General features: G+C 63.6%; 21 protein-coding genes. 13 read left to right on the top strand and 8 right to left on the bottom strand.

Annotated features, from left to right (window positions below; translation table 11 throughout):
- Positions 1-96: 96 nt before the first annotated feature.
- A complete protein-coding gene (locus ASG64_RS06220; RefSeq protein ID WP_056071086.1) occupies positions 97-1,554 on the bottom strand; it encodes an MFS transporter in 1,458 nt (485 codons plus the stop codon).
- A 338-nt stretch (positions 1,555-1,892) separates the two neighbouring features.
- Here ASG64_RS06220 and ASG64_RS06225 point away from each other — a divergent pair, with 338 nt between their 5' ends.
- Genes ASG64_RS06225 through ASG64_RS06240 form a run of 4 tightly spaced genes read left to right on the top strand, consistent with a single transcriptional unit; the run spans position 1,893 to position 5,125 of the window.
- Positions 1,893-2,639 carry a (Fe-S)-binding protein gene (locus ASG64_RS06225; RefSeq protein ID WP_056071087.1) on the top strand — a complete coding sequence of 249 codons (747 nt, stop codon included), beginning with the start codon at positions 1,893-1,895 and terminating at the stop codon, positions 2,637-2,639.
- Positions 2,636-4,162, top strand: a complete 1,527-nt coding sequence (locus tag ASG64_RS06230; RefSeq protein WP_082518130.1) for a LutB/LldF family L-lactate oxidation iron-sulfur protein — start codon at positions 2,636-2,638, stop codon at positions 4,160-4,162. The genes ASG64_RS06225 and ASG64_RS06230 overlap by 4 nt, the downstream gene beginning before the upstream one ends.
- A complete protein-coding gene (locus ASG64_RS06235) occupies positions 4,159-4,761 on the top strand; it encodes a LutC/YkgG family protein (protein ID WP_056071089.1) in 603 nt (200 codons plus the stop codon). The genes ASG64_RS06230 and ASG64_RS06235 overlap by 4 nt, the downstream gene beginning before the upstream one ends.
- Before the next feature lie 46 nt (positions 4,762-4,807).
- Positions 4,808-5,125 (top strand): WhiB family transcriptional regulator, encoded by a 318-nt coding sequence (locus ASG64_RS06240; RefSeq protein ID WP_056071093.1) that lies wholly within the window; start codon positions 4,808-4,810, stop codon positions 5,123-5,125.
- 200 nt (positions 5,126-5,325) lie between these two features.
- Here the strand turns inward: ASG64_RS06240 and ASG64_RS06245 are convergent, their stop codons facing one another.
- The 3 genes from ASG64_RS06245 to ASG64_RS06255 form a co-directional block, all read right to left on the bottom strand.
- A complete protein-coding gene (locus ASG64_RS06245) occupies positions 5,326-5,550 on the bottom strand; it encodes a hypothetical protein (protein WP_056071096.1) in 225 nt (74 codons plus the stop codon).
- A gap of 239 nt (positions 5,551-5,789) precedes the next feature.
- Positions 5,790-6,527 (bottom strand): SDR family NAD(P)-dependent oxidoreductase, encoded by a 738-nt coding sequence (locus tag ASG64_RS06250; protein ID WP_056071099.1) that lies wholly within the window; start codon positions 6,525-6,527, stop codon positions 5,790-5,792.
- A gap of 189 nt (positions 6,528-6,716) precedes the next feature.
- Entirely contained in the window at positions 6,717-7,583 is an 867-nt protein-coding gene (locus ASG64_RS06255; protein WP_200933423.1) for an NAD(P)-dependent oxidoreductase, read from the bottom strand.
- Between the two features lie 253 nt (positions 7,584-7,836).
- Between ASG64_RS06255 and ASG64_RS06260 the strand changes: the two genes are divergently transcribed.
- From ASG64_RS06260 to ASG64_RS06270, 3 genes are read left to right on the top strand one after another with little or no spacing between them, the layout of a single operon-like run.
- On the top strand, positions 7,837-9,009 hold the full coding sequence (locus tag ASG64_RS06260; RefSeq protein ID WP_056071105.1) for a thiolase domain-containing protein: 1,173 nt from the start codon (positions 7,837-7,839) through the stop codon (positions 9,007-9,009).
- Positions 9,006-10,613, top strand: a complete 1,608-nt coding sequence (locus ASG64_RS06265; RefSeq protein ID WP_082518134.1) for an acyl-CoA synthetase — start codon at positions 9,006-9,008, stop codon at positions 10,611-10,613. The genes ASG64_RS06260 and ASG64_RS06265 overlap by 4 nt, the downstream gene beginning before the upstream one ends.
- Positions 10,610-12,034: an FAD-binding oxidoreductase gene (locus ASG64_RS06270; RefSeq protein WP_056072809.1), complete on the top strand. Its 1,425-nt coding sequence runs from the start codon at positions 10,610-10,612 to the stop codon at positions 12,032-12,034. The genes ASG64_RS06265 and ASG64_RS06270 overlap by 4 nt, the downstream gene beginning before the upstream one ends.
- Positions 12,035-12,355: 321 nt before the next feature.
- Here the strand turns inward: ASG64_RS06270 and ASG64_RS06275 are convergent, their stop codons facing one another.
- The 3 genes from ASG64_RS06275 to ASG64_RS06285 are packed head-to-tail and all read right to left on the bottom strand — an operon-like array spanning position 12,356 to position 16,522.
- Positions 12,356-13,219 carry a PRD domain-containing protein gene (locus ASG64_RS06275; protein ID WP_056071108.1) on the bottom strand — a complete coding sequence of 288 codons (864 nt, stop codon included), beginning with the start codon at positions 13,217-13,219 and terminating at the stop codon, positions 12,356-12,358.
- A gap of 11 nt (positions 13,220-13,230) precedes the next feature.
- The gene (locus ASG64_RS06280; RefSeq protein ID WP_056071111.1) at positions 13,231-14,643 is read right to left on the bottom strand and encodes a glycoside hydrolase family 1 protein; all 1,413 of its coding nucleotides are present in this window, start codon (positions 14,641-14,643) and stop codon (positions 13,231-13,233) included.
- Positions 14,644-14,656: 13 nt separating this feature from the next.
- Positions 14,657-16,522 carry a beta-glucoside-specific PTS transporter subunit IIABC gene (locus tag ASG64_RS06285; protein WP_056071114.1) on the bottom strand — a complete coding sequence of 622 codons (1,866 nt, stop codon included), beginning with the start codon at positions 16,520-16,522 and terminating at the stop codon, positions 14,657-14,659.
- A gap of 651 nt (positions 16,523-17,173) precedes the next feature.
- Here ASG64_RS06285 and ASG64_RS06290 point away from each other — a divergent pair.
- Both ASG64_RS06290 and ASG64_RS06295 read left to right on the top strand, forming a co-directional pair.
- Complete coding sequence (locus ASG64_RS06290) at positions 17,174-18,235, top strand: hypothetical protein (RefSeq protein WP_056071117.1); 1,062 nt, start codon at positions 17,174-17,176, stop codon at positions 18,233-18,235.
- Positions 18,236-18,299: 64 nt separating this feature from the next.
- The gene (locus ASG64_RS06295; RefSeq protein WP_056071120.1) at positions 18,300-19,298 is read left to right on the top strand and encodes an alpha/beta hydrolase; all 999 of its coding nucleotides are present in this window, start codon (positions 18,300-18,302) and stop codon (positions 19,296-19,298) included.
- A gap of 1,781 nt (positions 19,299-21,079) precedes the next feature.
- Here the strand turns inward: ASG64_RS06295 and ASG64_RS06300 are convergent.
- On the bottom strand, positions 21,080-21,766 hold the full coding sequence (locus ASG64_RS06300; RefSeq protein ID WP_056071123.1) for a DUF3089 domain-containing protein: 687 nt from the start codon (positions 21,764-21,766) through the stop codon (positions 21,080-21,082).
- A 299-nt stretch (positions 21,767-22,065) separates the two neighbouring features.
- Between ASG64_RS06300 and ASG64_RS06305 the strand changes: the two genes are divergently transcribed.
- Genes ASG64_RS06305 through ASG64_RS06320 form a run of 4 tightly spaced genes read left to right on the top strand, consistent with a single transcriptional unit; the run spans position 22,066 to position 24,648 of the window.
- Positions 22,066-22,506 (top strand): DUF6640 family protein, encoded by a 441-nt coding sequence (locus tag ASG64_RS06305; protein ID WP_235579503.1) that lies wholly within the window; start codon positions 22,066-22,068, stop codon positions 22,504-22,506.
- A 43-nt stretch (positions 22,507-22,549) separates the two neighbouring features.
- The gene (locus ASG64_RS06310; protein ID WP_056071126.1) at positions 22,550-23,512 is read left to right on the top strand and encodes a fumarylacetoacetate hydrolase family protein; all 963 of its coding nucleotides are present in this window, start codon (positions 22,550-22,552) and stop codon (positions 23,510-23,512) included.
- Between the two features lie 24 nt (positions 23,513-23,536).
- The gene (locus ASG64_RS06315) at positions 23,537-24,217 is read left to right on the top strand and encodes a helix-turn-helix domain-containing protein (RefSeq protein ID WP_056071129.1); all 681 of its coding nucleotides are present in this window, start codon (positions 23,537-23,539) and stop codon (positions 24,215-24,217) included.
- A complete protein-coding gene (locus ASG64_RS06320) occupies positions 24,214-24,648 on the top strand; it encodes a nuclear transport factor 2 family protein (RefSeq protein WP_056071132.1) in 435 nt (144 codons plus the stop codon). Before ASG64_RS06315 ends, ASG64_RS06320 begins: the two co-directional genes overlap by 4 nt.
- The last annotated feature ends 73 nt before the right edge of the window (positions 24,649-24,721 follow it).

A 24,721-nucleotide genomic window follows, 5' to 3' on the forward strand; every position in this document is an offset into this window, starting at 1 on the left:
GATCGAGTCGCTGACGTAATTCTAGTCACACTATGGATCCAGTGTCCAGGATTCATAGCGTGGATATGACGTTGCGACTCGATCCAGCCAACAAGGTCAGTTCTGGTGTGCGACGGGCGTGGACGTGGCAGACGGCGAAACGATCTCGTCGTCGTCCATGTTCTTGCCCTTGGTCTCCTTGATCAGCGTCGAACACGCCACGCTCAGCAGGGCGAGTGCGGCGAGCATGACTCCCACCCAGATGCTGTCGTTGTCGGCGACGATCTGCGCGGCGACGAGAGGCGCGATGGCGCCTCCGAGAATGCCGGCGAGGTTGTAGCTCAGGCCTGCGCCGGTGTACCGGAAGCGGGCCCGGAACATCTCGGGGAGCAGTGCCCCGGTGGGACCGTTCGACGCGCCGTACAGGGACAGAGTCACGGTGGTGGCAAGGAAGAACGCCCATGGTGAACCGGTGTCGAGGAGCGGGAACAGCACCAGAGCCCATGGGACAGCGATGATCATGACGGCGCGGATGATGGTCTTGCGACCGATCTTGTCCGACAGGATCGACGAGAGTGCGGTGACGATTCCGAACACTACTGCCGCACCCATGCCCATTCCGAGGATGGTGGTCCGGCTCATTGCGAGCGTGCCGGTGCCGTAGCTGGTGAGGAACGCGGTGCCGATGTAGAACAGCGAGAACAGGGTCGTCGTCGCACCGGCGGCGACCAGGATCTCACGCCACTGCGTCTTGATGACCTCCATGAACGGCAGCTTGCGAGGCGCCGCGGACGAGACGGCTTCGCGCGCCATGGCTGCCTTGCGCTCGGTGAATACCGGCGTCTCCTCCACGGACAGGCGAATCCAGAAGCCGACGATGATGAGCAGGGACGAGGCGATGAAGGGGATGCGCCAGCCGTAGTTGAGGAACGCGTCACTGGTCGCGCCGACGGTCACCGAGGCCAGAAAAAAGGTGCCGCTGGCGAGGAAGAAGGCGAACGCAGGACCGAGCTGGGGCCACATCGCCATGCGTCCGCGTTGACCGGGAGGTGCGTACTCGGCGGTCAGCAAGGTTGCGCCGGCCCACTCGCCTCCGACTGCAAAACCCTGCAGGAAGCGCATGACCACCAACAGGACCGGTGCCCAGATGCCGATTCCGCCGTCGAAGAAGCCGAAGACTCCGGTCTCGTAGCCCGGCATGAAGCCGATTCCGACCGTGGCAACGCCCATGATGAGCAGGGTCCATACCAGCGTGCGCTTGCGCCCGATGCTGTCGCCGAAGTGGCCGAAGATGATGGAACCGACCGGCCGCGCGAAGAACGCGACAGCGAATGTGGCGAACGAGGCGATGGTGCCGACCGCCGGATCGGAGTTGGGAAAGAAGACACTCGGAAAGACCAGGGCAGCGGCGGTTCCGTAGATGAAGAAGTCGTAGTACTCGATCGTCGTTCCGATCGAGCTCGCCGCGGCGACGCGCTTGAGGCTCGTCGTGTTCGGTGCACCGCTCGTCGGTGAAATGTGCCGACCCTGCTGGGGTCGGTCGGCCTCGCTGTGAAGACTGGTCACTCGGGTCATCTCCTCGTGGGCTTGAAGCGCCGGGATTGCCGGATCAACTTGACGAATCCAGGACTCTGGATCCAGGATGTGACGACGCTAACAATGTGGAACCTCCGCGTCAATGGATATCGGCAGTCGATCTCGTGTGCCGCGCGATCAGTCGGGCCGGAGCTCGGCATGACCGGAAGTAGTCCCGAATCGAACGAAATACATTGCACTCCAATGAAAGTTGCGTCTCTGATGACCAAGTCGATCTCAGTCCACTCTCCGCGGGCACACCCTGCCCGGTCACGGGGGTCGAGCACACCGGTGCACTTCTGCGTGTCAGCACATCCACTGCACAGCGCGGCGATCCGATGAGGATTGCTTTGTTCGCCACCTGTCTGGCGGACGCACTCTTCCCCGAGTCAGCGAAAGCGACTGTCTCACTGCTCGAACGGCTCGGCCACACCGTCGTCTTCCCGTCGGACCAGACGTGCTGCGGCCAGATGCACGTCAACACCGGCTACCTCACAGAAGCCGCACCCCTGGTGCGTCACCACGTCGAGGTGTTCGAGACGTCGTCGTGGGATGTCGCCGTCGCACCGTCGGGTTCCTGTGTCGGATCGGTCCGTCACCAGCACGCGATGGTCGCCCGTCGCGCCGGTGACGAGGACTTGGCCACGCGCGCCGAGGACATCGCCGGACGCACCTACGAGCTGTCCGAACTCCTCGTCGATGTTCTCGGCGTCACCGACGTCGGCGCCTACTACCCGCACCGCGTCACCTACCACCCCACGTGCCATTCGCTGAGAATGCTGCGCGTCGGCGACAAGCCCCTCGAGCTGCTGCGCAACGTGCGAGGCATGACGCTGGTCGAACTGCCGCAAGCCGAGTCGTGCTGCGGCTTCGGCGGAACGTTCGCGTTGAAGAACTCCGAGACGTCGACGGCGATGCTCTCGGACAAGATGGCCAACGTCCTCTCCACCGGTGCCGAGGTGTGCAGCGCCGGCGATTCGTCCTGTCTCATGCACATCGGCGGTGGCCTGTCCCGCCTGCGCACAGGCGTGAAGACCGTGCACCTCGCCGAGATCCTCGCCTCCACAGAAAGTGCGGCACGATGACTGACACATTCGAAAGCACACAGCCGACTCCCCGAATCGCTGGAGAGCGTCCGCCGCCGTCCGTGTTCCTGGGCACGCCGGGCTTGGGAAACCTCCGAGGCACGGAGAGTTTCCCGAAGGCAGCTCGCAAGACGTTGCAGGACACTCAGATGCGCCGCAACGTCGGCATCGCCACCCGCACCATTCGCGACAAGCGCCTCCAAGCGGTCGCGGAGTGTGACGACTGGGAAGAACTGCGCCTCGCCGGGAGTGCCATCAAGACCGACGTGATGTCGCGCCTCCCCGAGCTGCTGGACCAACTCGAAGCCAACGTCACCGCCCGCGGAGGAGTGGTGCACTGGGCACGCGACGCCGACGAGGCCAACCGCATCATCACGGACTTGGTCAAGGCCACGGGCAGTGACGAGGTGGTCAAGGTGAAGTCCATGGCCACCCAGGAGACCGGCCTGAACGAGTACCTCGAAGCCGAGGGCATCGCCGCCATCGAGACCGACCTGGCCGAGCTCATCGTCCAGCTCGGTGACGACAAGCCCAGTCACATCCTGGTTCCCGCAATTCACCGCAACCGGGCGGAGATTCGCGAAATCTTCCTGCGTCGCATGCCCGGTGTCGACGCTGCCATCACCGACGAGCCGCGCGAACTGGCCATGGCCGCACGGGAGCACCTACGACGGAAGTTCCTGTCGGCGAAGGTGGCTATCAGTGGCGCCAACTTCGGTGTCGCCGAGACGGGGACCCTCGCCGTCGTCGAGTCCGAAGGCAACGGGCGCATGTGTCTGACGCTGCCCGACACGCTCATCACGCTGATGGGCATCGAGAAGCTGGTGCCGAGGTTCGCGGACCTCGAAGTGTTCATGCAGCTGCTTCCCCGCTCGTCGACGGCCGAGCGGATGAACCCGTACACGTCGATGTGGACCGGGGTGCACGAGGGCGACGGGCCGCAGAATTTCCACCTGGTGCTCATCGACAACGGCAGAACCAACGTGCTCGCCGACGAGGTAGGCCGCGCCGCCCTCAACTGCATCCGGTGCAGTGCGTGCCTGAACGTGTGCCCCGTGTACGAGCGCACCGGTGGACATGCGTACGGATCGGTCTACCCCGGTCCGATCGGTGCAATCCTCAGCCCACAGTTGACCGGTAATACCGGACACGACGACCCCAACGCCTCGCTCCCCTACGCATCCTCTCTCTGCGGGGCCTGCTTCGATGCGTGCCCCGTGCGCATCAACATCCCGGAGATTCTGGTGCACCTGCGCGCCAAGCAAGTGGACTCCGAACGCGGCGGCATCCCCGGCGCGCAAGAGATCGCGATGCGGGCGGCAGGGTGGGCGATGAACTCGCCGAAGCGATTCGGGATGGCCGAGAAGGCTGCGGGCGTCGGGCGCTTGCTGGCAGGGAAGAAGGGGCACATCGAGTCGCTTCCGTTCCCCGGATCGCTCTGGACCGCCGCCCGCGATTTACCCGCACCGCCGAAGGAGACCTTCCGGCAGTGGTGGGCACGAACTCACGAGGAGAATTCATGAACGCCAAATCCGAGATCTACGACAGGATCCGCACTGCGACCGCCGGCGCTGCCCCACCCGATGCAACCCCGCGAACGTACGAACGCGCCCCCGCACGCGGCCCCGGAAACGCTGATCGATTCGCCGAGACGGTCGACGAGTACCGGGCGCAGGTTCACCGTGTCGCGCAGCAGGACGTCGCGGCAACCGTTCGGGCGCTGACCTCGGCACACACAGCCATTGTCGTACCGCCAGGCCTCCCATCGGAATGGACGGCAGAGGTGGACGTCATCGAAGACTCCGACATGACCGTCGATGCCCTCGACACCGTCGATGCAGTCATCACCGGATGCCGCGTGGGTATCGCGGCCACCGGAACAATCGTGCTCGACGGCGAATCCGGCCAAGGGCGGCGAGCGCTGACACTGGTACCGGACCACCACGTGTGCATCATCAGGGCAGACCAGGTGGTCGACACGGTGCCCCAGGCTTTCGCGGCATTGGAGGCAACTCGACCGCTGACCTTCATCAGCGGGCCCAGCGCCACGAGCGATATCGAACTCAATAGGGTGGAGGGAGTCCACGGACCCAGAACTCTCGACGTCATCATCGTGGAATGACCGGACGGTCAACACTTCTCGACGACGGACTGCACGAAAGCGAACCATGCCGAACTCGCCGGAACACGTGATCGTCAGCAAATACCGCACCACCAAACCGGCCCTACCCAGCCCCGTCGCCGAGGCCTGGTACTGGCAACTGAGCGCTCGGTGCCGGGGCAAATCCTCCGACGGGTTCTTCTCCCCCTCCGACCTGCGAGGAGCCGCACTGGACCGCTTCAACGCCGACGCCAAACGCACATGTGGTCAGTGCCCGGTGATGGCGCAATGCCGGTCCTACGCGATCGAATCCGCGGAGCCGTACGGAGTATGGGGCGGCTTGACGGCCAAGGAGCGAGCACTGCTCCGCTCAGACGACCCGTGACTCGCGCCCGGTGAGCCAGGCGAGGATCACCTCCGACGCGCGTGACGGCTCGGCACACTCGAGCCCGACAACTCGCTGCTGATCACTGTGCAAGCACCATGGCCGCACACCGGCTGCGATGGGTACGCCGCGGTGCAGATTGTTCGCGCGTGAGGGCGCGGGTCCTCGAGGCACCGCCTACCGGTAGCTCGAGACCGGAATCAGGGGGGCCGCACCCGCGCGTCGAGTTCGCGATCGAGCGTCGATTTGGCGTCGTCGTCCCGACCCTGCAGCGGGGTGATGCGCAGCTCGGCGCAGATCAGGTGCTCGGTCGAGAATCCCAGTACGTCGGCCGCCAGTACCGCTCGGACCTTGGCGAGCCCACGTGACCAGCACCGTGCGGATTTACTGCTCATCACCACACGGTCGTCGTCGAAGTCGTCCATGATGCGCCTTCCTGCTTCACCGTGCCCCGATGAATATCGCCCGTACGAAGGTCGACCGAGATTCCAAATCTGCTGTCACGCAGATAATTCGGCGTGGTCAGTATCCGTCGTCGCAGGTCCCGGTCACAACCGGGACCTGTGCACCCGACAGGTGCATCGATGCACACGGAACCATCGCCCCGGTCCTGGTGACGGAACTCGATCGCCCGCCGTCACCAGGCACATCGAACGGACGTGATTCAGGCGAGGTGTGATCCGCCGTTGATGTTCAACGTGGTGCCGGTCAGGTACGAACCGGCCTCCGACCAGAGGTACAGAACGCCGTTCGCGATGTCATCGGGACTGGCGAGTCGGCCGAGCAGCGTGCCGTTGGTCAGTCGATCGACCACACTCGGATCGTCACCGACCATTCCGGTCGCCGTCGCTCCCGGCGCAACGCAGTTCACTCGTATTCCCCGTGATGCGAGCTCTCGGGCAGATCCGCGAGTGAGTCCGATGACACCGGCCTTGGAGGCGCCGTACACGGAACCGCCCACGAAGCCACCACCGGTATGCGCAGCCACCGAAGCAGTGAGCACGATGGACGCATCAGAGCTCAGATGCGGCACCACCGCAGTCACAGCGTTGATGGAGCCCATGAGGTTGATCATCAAGCAACGCTGGGCATCACGTGCGGACACGTCCGCGATGTTCGCCGGAAGGGTGATCCCCGCGCTGACGAAGACGCGGTCGATCGGACCGCGGTCGGCGATCGCCGCGAAGCGTGCTGCCAGGCGCTGATCGTCGAGGATGTCGGCCCCGGAGTACGAGACGTCGGGAAGCGACGCCAGCGTGTCCGGTCGGTCCTCGTGCAGATCGATGACCGATACCGAGGTCGCGGACACAGCCACGCGTTGTGCGACGGCAAGGCCGATGCCGCTGGCGCCTCCGACGATCACGACGTTGCCGCTTACATCGAACTGAGTCTGTCGGGTCATTGTCGTACCGCCTAGTCGAAGGGAGAGGTTTCGGGGAGATCTGGTTGGCGGTCCCATCCTTGGGCCGCGCGGCGCAAAACGCGCTCGGATCGAGTCTTGGTCACGAGATGATCGGCCGCGACCGTCCCCCGCAGGAAACAGCACATCGACATTCCGCCTCCCGTCGCAGGTTTCGACAGATCCGTCATGTCACTTGTAGACGTCGCGAACTCGCGAATCATCGGACCGGCCCAAACCGAGAGTCGCCGCTCGAGTGAACGCGTCGGCAGCGACATCGAGGAGCGGTACGTCGGATCCGATCCCGGTGGCCGCGTCGCGGACCAGAGCGCTGTCCTTGACGAAGATGTCGAGAGCGGTAATCCCATCTTCACTGTCTTCGGCGGCGATCATGCGCGATCCACGATCGCTGAACATGAACGATGCGCCGGCGCCGGTACTGATGGCACGGTGTACGTCCCGGGGGTCCAGGCCAAGTGCCTCGGCGAATGCGAGCGCCTCGGCTGCGGCAACCAGATGCACACTGCACAGCAACTGATTGACCAGCTTCATGCTCTGTCCATCGCCGGGTTCGTGACCGCACGGATGAACGGAGCCCATGGCGTTCAGGACATCAGCGGCGAGGGCCATCGCGTTCGCGCTGCCGGCAGCAAGAATAGTCAGTTCACCTCGTCCGGCCCGTTCCAGACCGCCGGTCACCGGAGCGTCGACGACATGGATGCCGTGTCGGGTGAGCTTCTGAGTGGCCGCCCGAACAGCGTCGGGTCCCACGGTCGACATCACAACGCACACCGATCCGCGTGGCAGTACATGAACGAGACCGCCCTCGTCTTCCACCACGTGGGTCAGCTGGTCACCGGAAGCCACCATCACCACCGCGATATCGGCCGGCGTCGGTGCAGACGCAGTGCGCAGCCCCTTACGCTCCGCCTCGCGGCGTCTGTCCTGCGACCGGTCGACTGCCGTGACGTGATGCCCCGCCCTTGCGACGCGAACAGCCATGGGCAGACCGATCGCACCGGTTCCGATGAACAAGACCTGGGTCGTCGAAGGTTTCACGGCTTCGAGCATCACGGACAGGGACGCGAGAAACCACCGCCCCGAGGAGGGAAAACGCGGCCGGTAGTGCTCTTCCGGAAGGACTTGGACCGGTGGATGGCGTCGTCTCCTCTCTGGGAAGGACGGTACTGGTCGGATACCCGACTCAGGACGGTCGCCCACGAGATGAATCCGCCCGATACTCGAATGACACGAGGCGATCGGTCACCTTTCGGTCACCTCACCAACATGAACTCGACGCGAAGGTCTCATCATGACTGACACACCCGCGATCATCGGCTGGTCCCACGGCCAGTTCGGAAAATCCGCTCACCCCGATGTCGAAGACCTCATGGCCGACGTCGCCCTTTCCGCACTGGAGGACGCGGAAGTTTCTGCCTCCGACGTGGACGCGATCTATGTGGGCGTCTTCAACAATGGTTTCTCCCCACAGAGTTTCGAAGGGGCTCTGGTCGGCGTCGGACACCCCGAGTTGGCGCGTGTGCCCGCAACGCGTGTCGAGAACGCGTGCGCGTCGGGTAGCGCGGCCATCTTCGCCGGCCTCGATCATGTGCAGGCGGGTCGCGGGCGCGTCGTCCTGGTCATCGGAGCGGAGAAGATGACCGGCCTCCCCGGAGTCGACGTCGGCGATGTCCTTCTCGGCGCATCTCATCGTCGCACCGAGTCGGGCGCGGGGAGTTTCGCCGGGATCTTCGGGAATCTCGCGTCCGACTATGCCGCGCGTTTCGGAGATCAGCGACAGGCGCTGGCTCAGATCGCAGCCAAGAATCATCTCAACGGGGTACGAAATCCGTTCGCACACATGAGGAAGGACCTCGGCGTCGAGTTCTGCGCGACCGAGTCCGACAAGAACCCTGTCGTCGCCGGTCCGCTGCTTCGGAGTGATTGTTCTCTCGTGTCCGATGGGGCAGCCGCTCTGGTCATCTCGAACGGAGCAGTGGCCAGCCGCGCTCGCCGCGCGGTGACGTTCCGCGGGCGCTACCAGGCGAACGAGCCGCTACCGCTGGCAGCGCGCCGCGATCCGCTCTTCTTCGACGGGGCCCGCACGGCGTTCCTCGGCGCACTGGAGGAGGCCGGGATGACCTTGTACGACCTGGACTTGCTCGAAACTCACGACTGCTTCACACAGGCGGAGCTGATGCAGTACGAGGCATTCGGGCTGGCTGAGCACGGCAAGGGGTCGTCGGTGCTCGCAGATGGCATCACCCATCGCGACGGCAAGCTGCCCACCAATGTGTCCGGTGGCCTGAAAGCGAAAGGCCATCCGGTCGGTGCGACAGGGGTGTCCCAGCACGTCGTGACCGCTATGCAGCTGACGGGCGAAGCCGGCGACATGCAGCTCGATCACGTCGATCGTGCAGCAGTGTTCAACATGGGTGGCGCAGCAGTGGCCAACTACGCATCGATCCTGGAGCGTGTGAAGTGAGAGAACTTCCCTACCGTGCCGTCAACCTCGCCAACTTCCTCACCAAGACCGCGAGTCGCCTTCCGGACGCTCCTGCGCTGATCGAGGGGGACAAGACCATGTCATGGAGGGAGCTCGACGACTCGGCCACCGCCCTGTCGCACACGTTGCGTGCGCGTGGTGTGGGCTCCGGCGACTGCGTCCTCATTCACAGCACCAACCATGTCGAATACGTTCAGGCAGTGTTCGCGGTATGGCGCGTCGGCGCCGTGATCGCCCCGACCAACGTGCGGCTGACCCCGGATGACGTCGTGGTCATCGCCACCACCTGCACGCCGTCCCTGGTCATCTGTCACAAGGATTTCCCGGAACATGCTCGCGCGGTGACGGACGCCGTGGACGTCGCGGGCGGGGTGCTCTGGATCGACGAGGACCCCGCTACTCCGGACTCGGTGTCGGGATCCGCGCCACGTGGACCACTGGCGGACGCCCCCGTCATCGTCGGAGATCACGCCTGGTACTTCTTCACCTCGGGAACGAGCGGCGCCCCCAAGTGCGCCATCCTGACCCATGACCAAATGGGATTCGTCGTCACCAACCATCTCTGCGATCTCATGCCCGGTACCACGGAACACGACCGGTCTCTCGTCGTCGCGCCCCTCTCCCACGGGGCGGGGATTCACCTCCTCCCGCAGGTCGCCGCCGGTGCCGCCACGATCCTGACGCAGTCCGGCAAGCTGGACGGCGCCGAGGTGTGGGACATCGTGGAACGAGAGCGTGTGACCAACATGTTCACCGTCCCGACCATCCTCAAGGTCATGGCGGAACACCCTGATGCCGTCGCGCGGGACCACTCGTCTCTGCGATACGTGATCTACGCGGGAGCACCGATGGGGTCGGCCGATCAACAGCATGCGCGGAACACACTCGGAGACGTCCTCGTCCAGTACTACGGTCTCGGCGAGGTCACCGGAAACATCACCGTGCTGCCGCCGTCCGAGCATGATCACCCTCGACCCGACGGGGTCGACATCGGTACCTGCGGCTACCCGCGGACCGGCATGCAGGTGAGCATTCAGGGTGATTCCGGAGAAGAACTCTCCCCCGGCGAAACCGGCGAGATCTGCGTCGCCGGCCCGGGTGTCTTCGAGGGTTACCTCGACAACGACGCCGCCAACGACTCCGCCTTCCGTAATGGATGGTTCAGAACCGGCGACCTCGGTCAGGTAGACGATCAGGGATACCTCTACGTGACAGGCCGTGCGTCGGACATGTACATCTCGGGTGGGTCCAACATCTACCCGCGCGACATCGAGGAGAAGCTGCTGCTGCATCCCTCCGTCACGGAGGTCGCGGTACTCGGAATGCCCGACCCGAAGTGGGGCGAGGTCGGCGTCGCCATCTGCGTGCCCACAGCGGGAGCGGAGTGCTCCCCGCGCGAACTCCACGAATGGCTCGGTGAGAAGTTGGCCCGATACAAGATGCCCCGCCACTTCCTCGTCTGGGACGAACTCCCGAAATCGGCGTACGGGAAGATCGTCAAACGCACCGTTCGAGAGCAGCTCGAAGCGTCATCGTGGCCGCCCGTCACCGAACCGGCGCTGCCGAACGCGGTGCCGTCGTGACCCTCACGACCGATGGCACCACCGCTCTTTTCCTCCGGGCACTCACGGATGAGCTGGGCGCGGACCTGGTGGCAACAGACCCCGACATCGTTGCCTCGTACCGTCATGATCAATCGCAGTTCACCGACAGCTCGGAGCCAGCCGCTGTCCTGATGCCGCGCACCACAGATCACGTGTCGGCGATGCTCGCACATGCTCATCGGTTCAACGTGACCGTCGTACCGCGGGGAGCAGGCAGCGGACTGAGCGGAGGAGCGAATGCATCGGAAGGCTCGGTGGTGCTGAGCCTGCACCGGATGAATCGGATCGTCGAGATCGATCCGGGTAACCGGACCGTCGTCGTCGAACCTGGTGTCATCACCGCAGATCTACGAGCAGCCGTCGGCGAGAAGGGTCTGCATTACCCTCCCGATCCCGGCAGCGTGGACTTCTGCAGTATCGGTGGCAACATCGCCACCAATGCGGGTGGCATGTGCTGCGTCAAGTACGGAGTGACCGGCGACTTCGTCCTCGCGCTGTGCGTGGTGATGGCAGATGGACGCGTGCTGCGAACCGGACACAAGACGGTCAAGGGCGTGGCTGGATACGACCTGACAAGTCTGTTCGTGGGATCCGAGGGGACCCTGGGTGTCATCACCGAGGCAACACTGCGCTTGGTTCCCAAGCCCGGGACCGCGCACACACTGGTGGCGTCGTTTCCGACACTGGAATCGGCTGGGCTCGCGGTGGCGGGCGTCGTCGACACCGGTCTCACACCATCGATGCTCGAAATACTCGATCGCACCACCATCAGGGCGGTCGACGCGATGACCCATATGGGACTGGGCGACGGAGTCGAGGCGCTGCTGCTCGCCCAGAGCGACGAACCGGATGCCGCGGCGGTACTCGAACGCATCGAGCAACTCTGTGAGTCCGCAGGAGCGACCGACGTCGTCGCTTCCGACGACGTTGCCGAGTCAGCAATGCTGCTCGAAGCGCGCCGGATGGCATTGCCCGCCCTGGAGCAGTTGGGTGACTGGCTTCTCGACGACGTGTGTGTGCCTCGAACACGCATCGTGGAGCTCATCGCCTATATCGAGGAGGTTGCCGAACGTCACGACCTCACGATCGGTGTCTTCGGGCATGCCGGCGATGGAAACCTGCACCCCACCATCATCTTCGACAACGGTGATCCCACCAGCCGAGCATCGGCCATCGAAGCGTTCAACGACATCACCGAACGTGCACTCGAACTGGGTGGCACGGTGACCGGAGAACACGGCATCGGGCAACTCAAGAAGTCCTGGCTGGGCCGGGAACTCGGGCCGGTAGGCACTCAGGTACACCACGCTCTCAAGAACGCACTGGACCCGTCGGGCACCCTCAGCCCACTGGCTGTGCTGCCCCCACTCGAGGAAGTCGACCTCGGGAACCGGAGCTGACGACACGGTTTCCGAAGGCAGCCGATCCTGCGTCGAGTTCGGTCGAGCTGCCGGCGACCCGTCGAAGTGTTGTACGTACAGAAGGTCGTCAGCCTCCACGTTCGGGCAAGAAGGGGTGCCGTCAGCCTCCTCCGGATCATGGGCGGCGCACAGACACTCGTCCTCGTTCTCGTCTCCTCGCTTCTGGTCACCGCGACGCTTCTGGTCGGGGGGCGGTGACATTCCTGGCCCGCGGTCTGCCATGACCGCGGGCCGAGGTGCGGCCTTCGATCTCGTGAGTTGTAGGGACACCGTAGGTATGCCGCGCTTCCGGCCGCATTGTCATCGCCCGGAGCGGACGTCGCCGGGTCGCACCTCGTCGACCATGCGTGCCACATGCAGAGTGAGGTAGGTGACCTCGTCGTCGGTCAGCGGAACACCGAGCCGGAGCTCCAACACCGTCTGCAGTTTCACGGCAGTCGCATGCGCATCCGGATAGACCCCTTGGATAGCGTCACGTAGCTTTCCCGACCGTTCCTCGAGCTGCCGGCCAGTGCTGGCACGGACGAAAAAGTAGCGAAGGTGCGTGATGAATCTCGCTGCGTTCACCGAATCTCGGTCGAACACCCGGTCGTACTCGACGCCCATGATGTCGAAGAGCTGAGTGAAGACGCCCGTCATCTGATAGGTGAACGACAGGTCACCACTGGCGAACCCTGCGTTCACCAGATGCAGCGCGATGGCAATGGCTTCGTCCACTACCAGCGGGCGGTCGAGTTGGGTGTTGACGTACTCGAGAACCTTGGTGGCAACCGCGTACTCGCGTGGGTACATGTGAACGACCTCGCCTCGCAACGGGTAGCTCATCGGCATGTTCTTCTCGCTGCGGACGACCGCGAAACTCAGATGATCGGCGAGGGCTATCACCGTCGTCGACCCCAACGTCGTTCCCAACTCCGCACGAGCCACGTCGAGCGCACGGTCGGCCAACACGAGGTGCTCCGGCGGGACGGCAGCGACCAGGGCACCGAAATTGTCGGGGTCGCGGCCGTCCTCCGGAACGAAGACCCTGGCCACCCGCGTGGTATCGACCGGGTGCCCGGGCTTCGCTTGGAAACCCAGTCCTCGCCCGGTCACGATCACCTCTCCGCCGTGGTCGGCTCGCGCCAACACGACGTTGTTGTTGAAGACCCGCAGGATCTCCATGACGCTTCCCTTCAGCCGAGTGATGCGCCGTTGCTCGTGATGACATCTCGATACCAGAGGAAGGACTTCTTCCGATATCGATCGAGCGATCCGGTTCCATCGTCCTGGCGGTCGACATAGATGAACCCGTACCGTTTGCTCATCTGGGCCGTCGACGCACTGACCAGGTCGATGCAGCCCCAGGCGGTGTATCCCAGCACGTCGACGCCGTCGGCCACCGCTTCGCCGACCTGGAGGAGGTGCTGGTTCAGGTAGTCGATGCGGTAGTCGTCCTCGACTGTCGGAACACCGTCGACCTCGACCAGGACATCCTTGGCACCGAGCCCGTTCTCCACTATGAACAGCGGCTTCTGCCATCGCTCCCAGTAGTCGTTCATGACGACGCGGAGCCCCCGGGGGTCGATCTGCCATCCCCATTCGGATGCCTCGAGAGTGGGGTTGGGAACGCCACCGAAGATGTTGCCGGCACCCGTCACTCGATCCGAAGTATCAGCTGTCTCACACGTGCTCATGTAGTAACTGAACGAGACGAAGTCGACGGTGTTCCGGAGGTCGACGCGATCCTGCTCGGTGATGTCGAGGTCGATCCCGGTGTCCCGGAAGTAGCGCAGCAAGTATCCCGGGTATTCGCCTCGGCAGTGGACGTCGCCGAACGCGTAGCTCTCGTGCTGCGTCTGCATCGCGGCGACCACGTCGACGGGAGCCGGCGTCAGGGGGTACGCCGGGAGCGCCAGGATCATGCAGCCGATCTCGGCATCGGGCATGATCTCGCGCGCCAGTCGGGTCGCTCGCGCCGAGGCCACCAGTTCGTGGTGAATAGCCTGATACAGATCCTGTTGCGTCAGATCGTCTTTCGGCGTCTCGATACCCGCGGACAAGAACGGCTCGTGAAGTACAGAATTGATCTCGTTGAAGGTGAGCCAGTATCTGACGCGCGCACCGTACCGCGTGAACAGGGTTTCGCAGTACCGCTCGTAGTACCCGATCAGCGCACGACTGCTCCACCCGTCGTACGTCCGCGCGAGGTGTAGTGGAGTCTCGTAGTGGCTGATGGTGACAAGCGGTTCGATTCCGTGCCTTTCCAGCTCGTCGAGCACCCGATCATAGAAGGCGAGACCTTCCTCGTTGGGCTCGTCCTCGTCGCCCATCGGGAAGATGCGACTCCACGCGATGGAGAATCGGAAGACCGTGAATCCCATCTCGGCGAAGAGAGCGATGTCTTCTGCGTATCGGTTGTAATAGTCGATGGCGCGCAGCTTCAGATTGTCCTGGGTCGGGGCGTCGGACGGCGGGGCGGTGATGCCGCGAGGCATCACGTCCTGGATCGAGAGGCCTTTGCCGTCCACGTCGTACGCGCCCTCGATCTGATTCGCCGCGGTGGCACCGCCCCAGAGGAAGCCTTCTGGAAATGTGTTCTTCGTCATCGGAAGTTCCCTTTCACACTGTGATTGCAACGGCGGGTGTGCCGTGCGACACGGCACCGGAAGAGATGGGTTCGATCGATGCGATCTGCTTGGAGTTGGTGACCACCACCAGCGTCATCGGATCGAAACCTGCTGCGCGCACAGCGTCGACATCGAATTCGGCGATGATCTCGCCTACCGTCACGACATCGCCCCGAGCGACCGAAGGCACGAATCCTTCACCGTTCATACGAACGGTGTCGATTCCGATGTGGACGAGAACCTCGACCCCGTCGGAGGATCTGATGCCGTAGGCGTGTCCGGTCTTCATGACGGTAATCACGGTGCCGGAAATGGGGGCGCGCACCACACCTTCACTGGGGATCACACCGAATCCTTGCCCGAGGACACCGGACGAGAAGACCCGGTCGGGAACATCCGCGAGGGCGACGATGGTTCCGTCGACCGGTGCCACGATGTGCACGCTCGCCACTTCTTCGGCCGGAGTGATGGATTCGCCGAGCTCGTCGACGCTCTCTCTGTCGACGAAAAGGAAGGTCAGAGTGAACGAGATAATGACAGCGAGGACGATTCCCACTATCTGCAGGGCCAGGCTACCGACAGTGGTCAGGGCGGACAGAGCGAGAAGTGACGGGAACACGAAAGATGTTGCGGCGCTGCCTCCGGACGCCGCGATCGCTCCGCCGACGGCACCCCCGGCGATGCCGAACAGGAATGGTTTCTTCAGCGGCAGATTGACACCGTAGATCGCCGGCTCTGTCACACCTGCGATGAATCCGGACACTGCGGCGGGGCCGGCAACGCCGCGGCGGGCCGCACTGCGGGTACGGAGGAACACGGCGGCAGTAGCGGCGGCCTGAGCGAGCACCGCACTCAGCAAGGTGCCGAGAAGAACGGAACTGCCGTTCACAGCAATGTCGTTGAGCATGGTCGGCACGAACCCCCAGTGCAGCCCGAACAACACGAACACCTGCCACAGTCCACCCATGACCCCGCCTGCCAACCACGGTGCGAAGTCGAAGACATTGCTCACTCCCGTGGAGAGCGCGTTGGCCAGGAAGGATGTGACCGGTCCTACCGTCAGCAGAATGAGGGGGAGCATGACGATGATGGAGACCATCGGTGTGACGAAGTTGCGCATCATCTTGGGAACGGTCCGCATGGACAATTTCTCGAGCCATGACTGGATCAACACCGCGACGATGATGGGAATCACCGAACTCGTGTAATTGAACATGGTGACGGGGATCGAGAAGAACTGGACCGACTCACCGGACGCATTCAGCTCGACGATCGACGGGTAGACCAGTGCACCTGCTATCACCATCGACGTGAACTTGTTGGCACCGAAACGGTTGGCAGCGGTGTAGCCCAGGAAGATGGGCAGGAAGTAGAAGATCGAGTCGGCCGCGGCCGCCAGGATCACGTACGTCTGACTGGTGGCGTCGAGCCAGCCGAACTGCAGTACGAGGCTCAACAGCGCTTTGAACAAGCCGGCACCGGCGAGTGGCCACACGATCGGCTGGAATATCGAGGACACCACCTCGATGAACGCGTTGAGCAGACGCCTGGGAGACCAGTCGGCGGATTCAGTGGCCGCCTCGGTCCGTTTGGTGGTCGAAGCGCTACCGTTCGTTTTCACGATCTCGGCGTGCACCTTCGGAACATCGTCACCGATGACCACCTGGTACTGGCCGCCTGCTTTCATGACCGCCAGTACGCCCGGAAGTGCCTTGATCCTTTCTGTGTCAGCTCTTGTACTGTCGCGCAACTTGAATCGAAGTCGGGTGGCGCAATGAATGACCGAGTCGACGTTGCTCGTTCCCCCAACCCCCTCGAGAATGTCGGACGCGAGCGTCTTGTGGTCGATGATCGCCATGGTCTTCCTTTGCCGTTCTCCCGTACCAGGGCACAAAAAAAGACCTGAGCTGCACGCATCACATGCGTGTAGCTCAGGTCTTGCCTCGTGACCGAGTAACAATCCTGGTGGTTCTTGTGATCGAGGACACTAGCGTCATGTGACTTGGAACGCAAGACACATGCCGAGCGACTGCTGTCGACGCCCGACGGAGTTGCCGCGGTGTCGGTACCGCCGCCTGAATCCCGGAATGCTCATCGGGACAAACGGCGGAGAAGACGCCGCTGTCGCCGCAGAACCCCCCTGAAACCGGGCATCGCCTGCTCCTTGCGCGGCAGCGATAACCCGGTCCGCGCCGCGCTACCAGGCCGGGGATGAGGATCTCGACGCGGTCATTCGCGCCGCGTGTTCACACGAACGGACGCCGGAGGCTCTCCGGCGTGCAACCGAGCACGTCACCATGCCGTGACGGCGTTCCGACGACGTGACACGCTCGCGTACAGGACATCCGCTGTGTCATCGACTAGTGAAAGACAAGGATCTCGTGTTCGACGAGGTGTCAGCGGACAATGGCGGCAAGATCGCGATCCGCGCGTTTCATGCGACGCACGAGCTCGAAGGTCTCCCACCGATTCAGGCGGGAACATCAGCATCAGTGGAAGGACTGACATCGTGCGTGACTGGATCATCAAGCTCACCGCCATCGACGATGACGCAGCGTCGGCGCTACGTGTAATCGAGCACTTCGACACCCTGGTCGATGAGCGCGTATCCGCGACAGCGCTGCTCCGCGCAGTCACGGTCCTCGCCGATTGCGGCGCCGGCTTCGACGACGCCGATCGCGGGTTGCCCATAGAAGTGGACGAGCACGGACGCGCATTCTCGACACCTGAGATGTCCGCTCGGCCACACTTCGAGCAGTTCGGGGGCGTCACGGTCTGGCTGAACCGCCAGGGACCACCGTGGCCATTGGACCACCTGATTCTCGAACGTTTCGCTCGCAGCCTGCACGCCGTCAAACGACCCCGGGATCGGCATCCTGCAATCGCGGCGATTCGAACTGTCTGCGACGCGGACGCAGAACCAGCACAACGCACTGCCGCGCTGAGCACCCTCGGGTTGACGGGACCTGTCACCATTGCGGCAACCTTGCCGAGCGATTCCCGTCTCACTCCACTCGGCATGACCGCAGACGGAGTACGCATCCACCTGCTGTCGAACCGGCCCGCACTCGCCGGTGTTCCCGCCGATGTCGCTGCCGGCTACACCGTGGCGAACGGACTTCAGGTGTGTACGCGCTGGCGGCGTGCGGTATCAGCACTGAAGATTGCCGTGGACCCGACCACCGCCGGCCCGGCGCACGTCTGCCACGACGATCTCGGCGCAGTAGCGGATCTGTTGGACAACATAGATGCAAGCACTGCAGCCGGCTCGCTAGACGTGCAGGTACTGGAAACGTTGAGGTTGGAGCGACAGTGGGTCACCGGGCTGCTCGACAGCATCCTGAGTCACAGCAGCTTGCGTGAAGCTGCCCGTCGACAGAACCTCCACCACTCGACACTGCAACAACGCCTCGACTGGCTTCAGAGCCGGCTCGGGTACACCGTGCTCAGTCCCTCCGGTTACCCGCGAGCCAGTACGGCACTCTTGCTTTGGCGCATCGCGCGCGCGGCTGACAACATGAGAACCCCCGTCGCGGAGCACCTCCCCCATCAACCGCCATTCGGCGGTTGATCCACGCCACACTCGACGCGATTGGCGGCTGTGACCGGTCACTCACCGCCTGTTGACTGACGTCATGACTCGAACAGAACCAGCATCGACATCACTCCCGCTCGCTCCCCCGCTGGACCCCGAACTCGTCCCCCCGTTGGAGATGATCCTGAGTGTGCTCCCCACGCTGGGCCCCGACACCCTGGAGGAGGTGCGGTCGATAACCCTGAATGGCCTGCCCGGCGCCGAGGAGGTCGACTGGACCGCGGGTGGACGAGTGCGGGTAGAGGAGGTCGTGGTTCCGTGCGACGACGGGGACACGGGTCTGCAGATGACCGTACTCAAGCCTGCGGAGGGGAATGGTCCGTGGCCACTCATCTACTACGTGCACGGCGGCGGCATGGTGATCGGTGGGCGTCACATCGGGTTGGACTCACTCGTGCGGTACGCAGCGGAGGGACATGCTGTTGTCGCCTCCCTCGAGTATCGAGTTGCTCCTGAGCATCCGGATCCCACCCCTGTGAGCGATTGCTACTCGGGATTGTGTTGGGCAGTCGACAATCCGGACCTCCTCGAGATCGACGCCGACCGCGTCCTGGTCAGCGGAGTAAGCGCCGGGGGCGGGCTCGCCGCCGGGATCGCCTTGATGGCACGCGACCGCGGCTTCCCCCGTCTTACGCACCAAATATTGTGCTGCCCCATGCTCGACGACCGTTTCATCACACACAGCTCGCGCATGGTCGCACACGAGTCTGCCGTGTGGACAAGCTATTCCAACGAGTTCGGGTGGTCGTCGCTGCTCGGCGAGCGCCGAGGTGGCCCGACTGTGTCCGAGTACGCCGCCCCGGCGCGCGCCGAGAATTTGGCGGACCTGCCTCGGACGTACATCGACGTCGGCTCCGTCGAGGTCTTCCGAGACGAAGCGTTGGATTACGCGCAGCGACTTTCGCAGGCCGGAGTCAACGTCGACTTCCACCTGTGGGGCGGAGGCTTCCACGGGTACGAGATAGCGACGAACGCCGCGCTGACACAAGCCGCCGCTGCAACCCGACACGAATTCTTCCTGCGCGCGCTGGAACGTTGACACCATCGATCGGGGAGGGCCGTAACTTACCGTCCATACACGGCGCGACGGCTCCGGTACTCTGGCCCGCCGAATTCGAACCGTAGGCAGTCAGGCGTTCGGTCAGAGCCCGGCTGACCAATGCGGATATCGCGTTGCCCATCGACACTCCCGAGCACCCTGTGGTGTCGATGGGCACTCCGGGCGTCCTCGTCAGCCGATACTTCAGCTCGCGGTACCGCTCTCACAAGTTTGTTCAGTTGATGCGCAACGCAACTAAACGGCGTTGTTAGCAAAACCGTTATGCGCAAACGTGACTCGGCGTCACGTTCGAGCTTCTGGTCACAGTGATCGATGTCGGCTGTGAGAGGCACACCATCGTGCCGGCCTGTACCAGACCCCTTCGGCATCCAACGCGTGTTCACGGCGCAGTGAATCCGCTCGCATCCATCGATGAACCGACGAGCATCGGGGCAGTACCCGACGACCGACCGTGGACCGTGGACGTCTAGGTGCTAGTGGTGCCGGAAACGGCGAGCCTGTGTGTGGTCATGCCGTGTCGGCCACGGTCCGCCGCCGAACCGACCCAAAAAATGACTGCTGGAGTCCCAGATGTGGCCGTAATCACGCCCACGGCCGCCACATTCCCAGTCGAACGCCGACGGCGCAACGGTCCGTCCACTCGGGTCCACCCACGTTCACGCCTCCCGTCACGGGATGGGACGTGAGCAGAATCTGTCCATGGAAGTCCCTGGACGTCCGGGGATTAGCGTGGCCTTTTCGGCGCTGGAGTCCACCCACGGCCACTGACGTCCACCCGAGTCCATCGAACGGGTTACGGATGAGTTGTGACAACTCGTGACATCGAGCCGAAATCCACTAGTTCTGCCAGGTGACCGGCGGACGTACTGGGGGAAGTCGTGAAACGAGAGGTCGGATCAGCCAATTTCAGAACGTTTCTGCTGGTCAGAGGCATACAGAGAGCCTCCTTTCGGGATTGAACCGAAGACCGCTCGCTTACAAGGCGTCTACGACCCGATCAGGTGGATGCACCTGGACTCATACAACCCGTCCTGAACTGCTCGTTTGTCCACTGGCGTCCGCCTCGGTCCACCTCCGTCCGTCCCGACTTGTGACACTCTCGTGACACTGAGAACCCGCGGCGTGGTACCCAGGGGTTTGGTATCCCATTGCTGGGCAGCATATCCCGCCAGGCGAACGAAGAGGCGACTGATCGACGTGCGGCGGAGTTCCCACCACTTGCCACTCCGATGTCCACGGGCCGACCTGACAACTCGGACGATCGATTGTCACGACCGGTCGACCGCGATCCCCAACCAGGACAGCGGCTCGGCGAGAACCAACGCCGCCTGGTCCCGCACGTCCGACTACTCTGCCGACGAGTGATCCCGCGGCCTTTCACGGTTCGTACCCCGATCGTCATTAGGCACCCACGGCGGAGGGAACTCATACCAGTCCGGACACCACCGCCGCCTGCCACAGCGACACAGGTCCCCGCGTCACACCAGACAAAGATGTCGAGCCGGCATTGCCCGGCCGATGGTCGGGAACGCGATAGAAAGTCATGGATCGACAAATCCGGTCAACCGAGACCACTACACCGAAACTGGAGGAAGTACGGTGCACTGCCCGGTGACGCCGCAGTCTCTCTGAGAGCCTCAAAGCGTCTGCGCTCTAACCGATACGCTCGACCGCGCTGCGGTTCTGAGACCAACCGGCGGCCACTGCCATAATCGAGGCGGACCCCAAGCGTCCATCGCCCGTGCGAAGTGTTTCGGCGGTCAGCCGGCGGATTGCCAGGCAGCCGTCTGCTGATCGGCGATGCTGACCAGTCGGTCGAGGCCGGCATTCATGTCGATCAGGTGCGAATCGAGCAGAGGAACCTCGTTGATCGGCTGAGGCACCACGAACTGCAAATGATACTGGTTGTATCCACCCGCATCGATGCAGGATCCGACGACACGGCCGCGACTGGTGGTCCACGTCGACTCGGACGTCGGTAGCGCTTCGGGAGCTGTGGTGTAGTTCAGCAGAATCGAGATGATGCCGAACGCGAACGGTGCGCTGGGCACAGTGACGCCGACCGGACGATCGTCTTCGCTGAGTTTCGCTGGATCGGTACACGCCACCTGGAAACCGGGTCCACTCGGCAGTCCCCAATGCTGGGACCACAGATCGACGTCGGCATTGCCGAAGGTCGAGAGCGGCGGCACGAGCGTGTTGGTGGAATACGCCACGATGCAACCGAATTGCCCGCGTTCTGTACACAGCGGAATGTTCTGGAAGTCCCCGCCGGTGGTACTGCCGCGGGCGGTTTCGACGTTCCCGCCCATCAGGAAGGCGCCGACGAGTTGTCTGCGCAGTGTCGCGTCTCGGTCGAAGGTCTCGCGCATCAGCTTCCGCAACATGAACGTGCCCTGGGAATGGCCGATGAGAAGGACGCCTCGACCGTTGTTCTCGGTGGCCATGTAGTCGTCCAGGCCGCACGCACATCGGCGTATGCCAGATCGATCGACGGTCCGGCGGCACCCAGCAGTGCGAGAGGGAGCATGAGAAGAGGGGTTTGACGGTAGACAGGTGCGACCTTCGCCCGTTGTCTCACAACCGTGTCTCCCCTGCGCTCCGTGGCGGTGACGGGTGTCACTGTCACCGCCGCAAAAGTTAACAGGTAGTGCTGGGCGTCACGGCACCACTGCCGAGGAGACCAGTTGCGCGGACGGGACATACCGACTACATATTTACTTGATCGATCATATAACTATTGGGGGTGACCGTGATCGTACTCGTCCAGGTCCTGTTCACCATCAGCATCCTGTCGTTCGCGCTGGTCGCGGCCGCGGCGGATCTGAACAGAACCCACGCCACCAACCCCGTGTGGGTGCCACATGCGCGCTTCCATGTGGTGTGGCAAGTCGCCACCCACATCGGCATCGGACTGCTGGCACTGGTCGTTCTCTGGGCACCGGTGGCGTCCCTGCCGGTCCGGTTCGCCATCGCGGGAACGATCACCGGCGTCGTGTTGGGCGGCTTCTTCGTCACCGCGGCGACCATGCCGCTCTACGGCGGCGAACTCGCCGACAACAACGGCTACCGACCGCTGACCCTCGACATCGCCGGCCGAACACGCACCTTGGATCAGAACGTGCTGCTCTTCGCCGGAGGTGTGGGCTTCCTCCTCCTCGCCGGCGCTGTCGCACTCACGCTCTGAAGTAACTCATCGCACCTACCCAGCACACCAGGAGATCCGCACCATGAAGTTGGCAACAGGAAACATCGACGGGACGCGGTGCGTTCTGGCCGAGACAACAGATGGGGGAATTGCATCTCTCGGGAATGGTGACATCGCTCCGACGATGCGGTCGATCATCAGCTATACCGCAAGCGAGCGACGGGCACTGGCATCGGTGATCGCCGACGGTCACCACACCACCAGGGTCGACCCGGCCGACATCGAGTGGCTCCCGCCGGTGACGGACCCGTCCAAGATCGTCGGTGTCGCACTGAACAACGATGTCTTCAACTACCTCGCGGCCCGAAAGATGACAGCTCCCATGTACTTCCTGACACCCCCGAGCGCGATGATCGGGCACGGCACGCACATCGAGGTCGACCCCGCATGGGGTCTCGTGCACCCCGAACCCGAACTCGCTGCCATCATCGGCACCACGCTGCGCCGCGCGACCCCCGAGGACGCTGCGGCGGGCGTCTTCGGCTACACCATCATCAACGACATCACCTCGCCCGGACTCAAGTCCGACGACAGCGTCGAATTGGTGATGCCCGAGGGCATGACCGTCGACGAGCCCTGGCGAACGATGCGCGGCGACGACGACCGTTCCCTCTACCTCACCTACCACGCCCGATCGAAGGGGACCGACACCTTCGCGCCCATCGGACCCTGGATCGTCACCGCCGACGAGATCACCGAACCGAACGGCCTTATCGTCCGCGGATACCTCGACGACGACCTCGTCCTCGAGGACTCCACCGCCAACCTCACCTTCGGCATCCACGACGTCATCGCACACCTGTCCCAGACCATGACCCTCACGTCAGGAGACATCGTCCACTTCGGCACCGCTGCACGCCCCGCGCTACCCGACCGGTTCCCCACCATCCGCTCCATCGACCTCACACGCCACGGCCATACAGTCAGCGTCGAGATCAGCGGCCTCGGCCGCCTGGACAACCCCATCCGCAGGATCTCGACCTGACGATCACCCCACGGGAGCACCACCATGACCGACAACGACGAGCACTCTCCCGACGGACGCCGCGCACGCGGAGCCCGCTCCCGTCAGGCGATGATCGACGCCGCGACGTCTCTGTTCTCCACCCGCGGTTACGCCGGAACAGGTATCTCGGAGATCGCTCGCAGGGCGGGCGTCAACAGCGGATCGATCTACCACGCGTTCGGCAACAAGGAAGGACTCCTCGACGCCGTCATGCACACCGTCGCCGACACGATGATCACCTCGATCGAAACGCTGCCGCACCAGGGTGACGCCACTGCTGCACAACGACTCGACGCCGCCGCCCGCATCCTCGTCGGGGACCCGGTGTTCCTGCGCCTGTTCCTACTCCTTGCCCTGGAACAGGACCAGAACCCCACAGTGAGAGCCACCGTGGAATCGGTGCGCCGGCGCGCACGCGATGTCGTCGTCGCGGCCATCGAACCGTCCCTCGACGCGATACCGGCCGCCCAACGACCCGCAGCAGCCACTGCCGTGGGTCGCATCGCCCTCATCCTCCTCGACGGAATCTTCGTCTCTCACCAACTCGACAGCGAAGCAGGCGATCTCGACGCCACGCTCGCGCTGGTGACGATGATGGCCGAGCTCGCCATCGACAGGCTCCCCACCTTGCTTACAGACCCCGATTCGTCACCACCGACGACCCACCCCACGGAGAAGCCATGACCACGCTCGCCACCATCCGATCCGAGATCGACGCGCTCGTCGCCGAATTCGCGTACCGCATCGACCACGAGGGCGGACACACGGTGCACGAACTGTTCACCGCCGACGGCACCTACGACCTGTCCGGATGGGCCATCACCGGCCACGAACAGATCAAGCGGTTCTACGACGACCGCAGAAACAGCGGACCGCGAACCTCCCGCCACCTCTTCACCGGCCTACGCCTCGACCCCACCTTCACGGCGGAGACAGTGACAGGGAACTGCGTCCTCACCCTCCATGCCCACGCCGGCGTAGCACCCCTCCCCCTCGACCCCGTCATGATCGCCGACTACGCCGACACCTATCGCCGAGACGGCAACGGACAGTGGCTATTTCATCATCGTAGAGTTACGCCGATCTTCCTCGATGCAGTCAACGTCGATCGCTGAGAACGCATGACATCGCGGAGCGACAAGGGCGGGTAAGCCCTCAGCGTCCGGAACACATACCGCCCACCGATCC

The organism is Rhodococcus sp. Leaf247 (assembly GCF_001426185.1).
Lineage (GTDB): Bacteria > Actinomycetota > Actinomycetes > Mycobacteriales > Mycobacteriaceae > Rhodococcoides.

What these genes read in the sequence shown, in the direction of transcription:
- ASG64_RS06220 (WP_056071086.1), bottom strand. Translation starts at nt 1,554, where the DNA reads ATGACCCGAGTGACCAGTCTTCACAGCGAGGCCGACCGACCCCAGCAG.
- ASG64_RS06225 (WP_056071087.1), top strand. Translation starts at nt 1,893, where the DNA reads ATGAGGATTGCTTTGTTCGCCACCTGTCTGGCGGACGCACTCTTCCCC.
- ASG64_RS06230 (WP_082518130.1), top strand. Translation starts at nt 2,636, where the DNA reads ATGACTGACACATTCGAAAGCACACAGCCGACTCCCCGAATCGCTGGA.
- ASG64_RS06235 (WP_056071089.1), top strand. Translation starts at nt 4,159, where the DNA reads ATGAACGCCAAATCCGAGATCTACGACAGGATCCGCACTGCGACCGCC.
- ASG64_RS06240 (WP_056071093.1), top strand. Translation starts at nt 4,808, where the DNA reads ATGCCGAACTCGCCGGAACACGTGATCGTCAGCAAATACCGCACCACC.
- ASG64_RS06245 (WP_056071096.1), bottom strand. Translation starts at nt 5,550, where the DNA reads ATGGACGACTTCGACGACGACCGTGTGGTGATGAGCAGTAAATCCGCA.
- ASG64_RS06250 (WP_056071099.1), bottom strand. Translation starts at nt 6,527, where the DNA reads ATGACCCGACAGACTCAGTTCGATGTAAGCGGCAACGTCGTGATCGTC.
- ASG64_RS06260 (WP_056071105.1), top strand. Translation starts at nt 7,837, where the DNA reads ATGACTGACACACCCGCGATCATCGGCTGGTCCCACGGCCAGTTCGGA.
- ASG64_RS06275 (WP_056071108.1), bottom strand. Translation starts at nt 13,219, where the DNA reads ATGGAGATCCTGCGGGTCTTCAACAACAACGTCGTGTTGGCGCGAGCC.
- ASG64_RS06280 (WP_056071111.1), bottom strand. Translation starts at nt 14,643, where the DNA reads ATGACGAAGAACACATTTCCAGAAGGCTTCCTCTGGGGCGGTGCCACC.
- ASG64_RS06285 (WP_056071114.1), bottom strand. Translation starts at nt 16,522, where the DNA reads ATGGCGATCATCGACCACAAGACGCTCGCGTCCGACATTCTCGAGGGG.
- ASG64_RS06295 (WP_056071120.1), top strand. Translation starts at nt 18,300, where the DNA reads ATGACTCGAACAGAACCAGCATCGACATCACTCCCGCTCGCTCCCCCG.
- ASG64_RS06300 (WP_056071123.1), bottom strand. Translation starts at nt 21,766, where the DNA reads ATGGCCACCGAGAACAACGGTCGAGGCGTCCTTCTCATCGGCCATTCC.
- ASG64_RS06310 (WP_056071126.1), top strand. Translation starts at nt 22,550, where the DNA reads ATGAAGTTGGCAACAGGAAACATCGACGGGACGCGGTGCGTTCTGGCC.
- ASG64_RS06315 (WP_056071129.1), top strand. Translation starts at nt 23,537, where the DNA reads ATGACCGACAACGACGAGCACTCTCCCGACGGACGCCGCGCACGCGGA.
- ASG64_RS06320 (WP_056071132.1), top strand. Translation starts at nt 24,214, where the DNA reads ATGACCACGCTCGCCACCATCCGATCCGAGATCGACGCGCTCGTCGCC.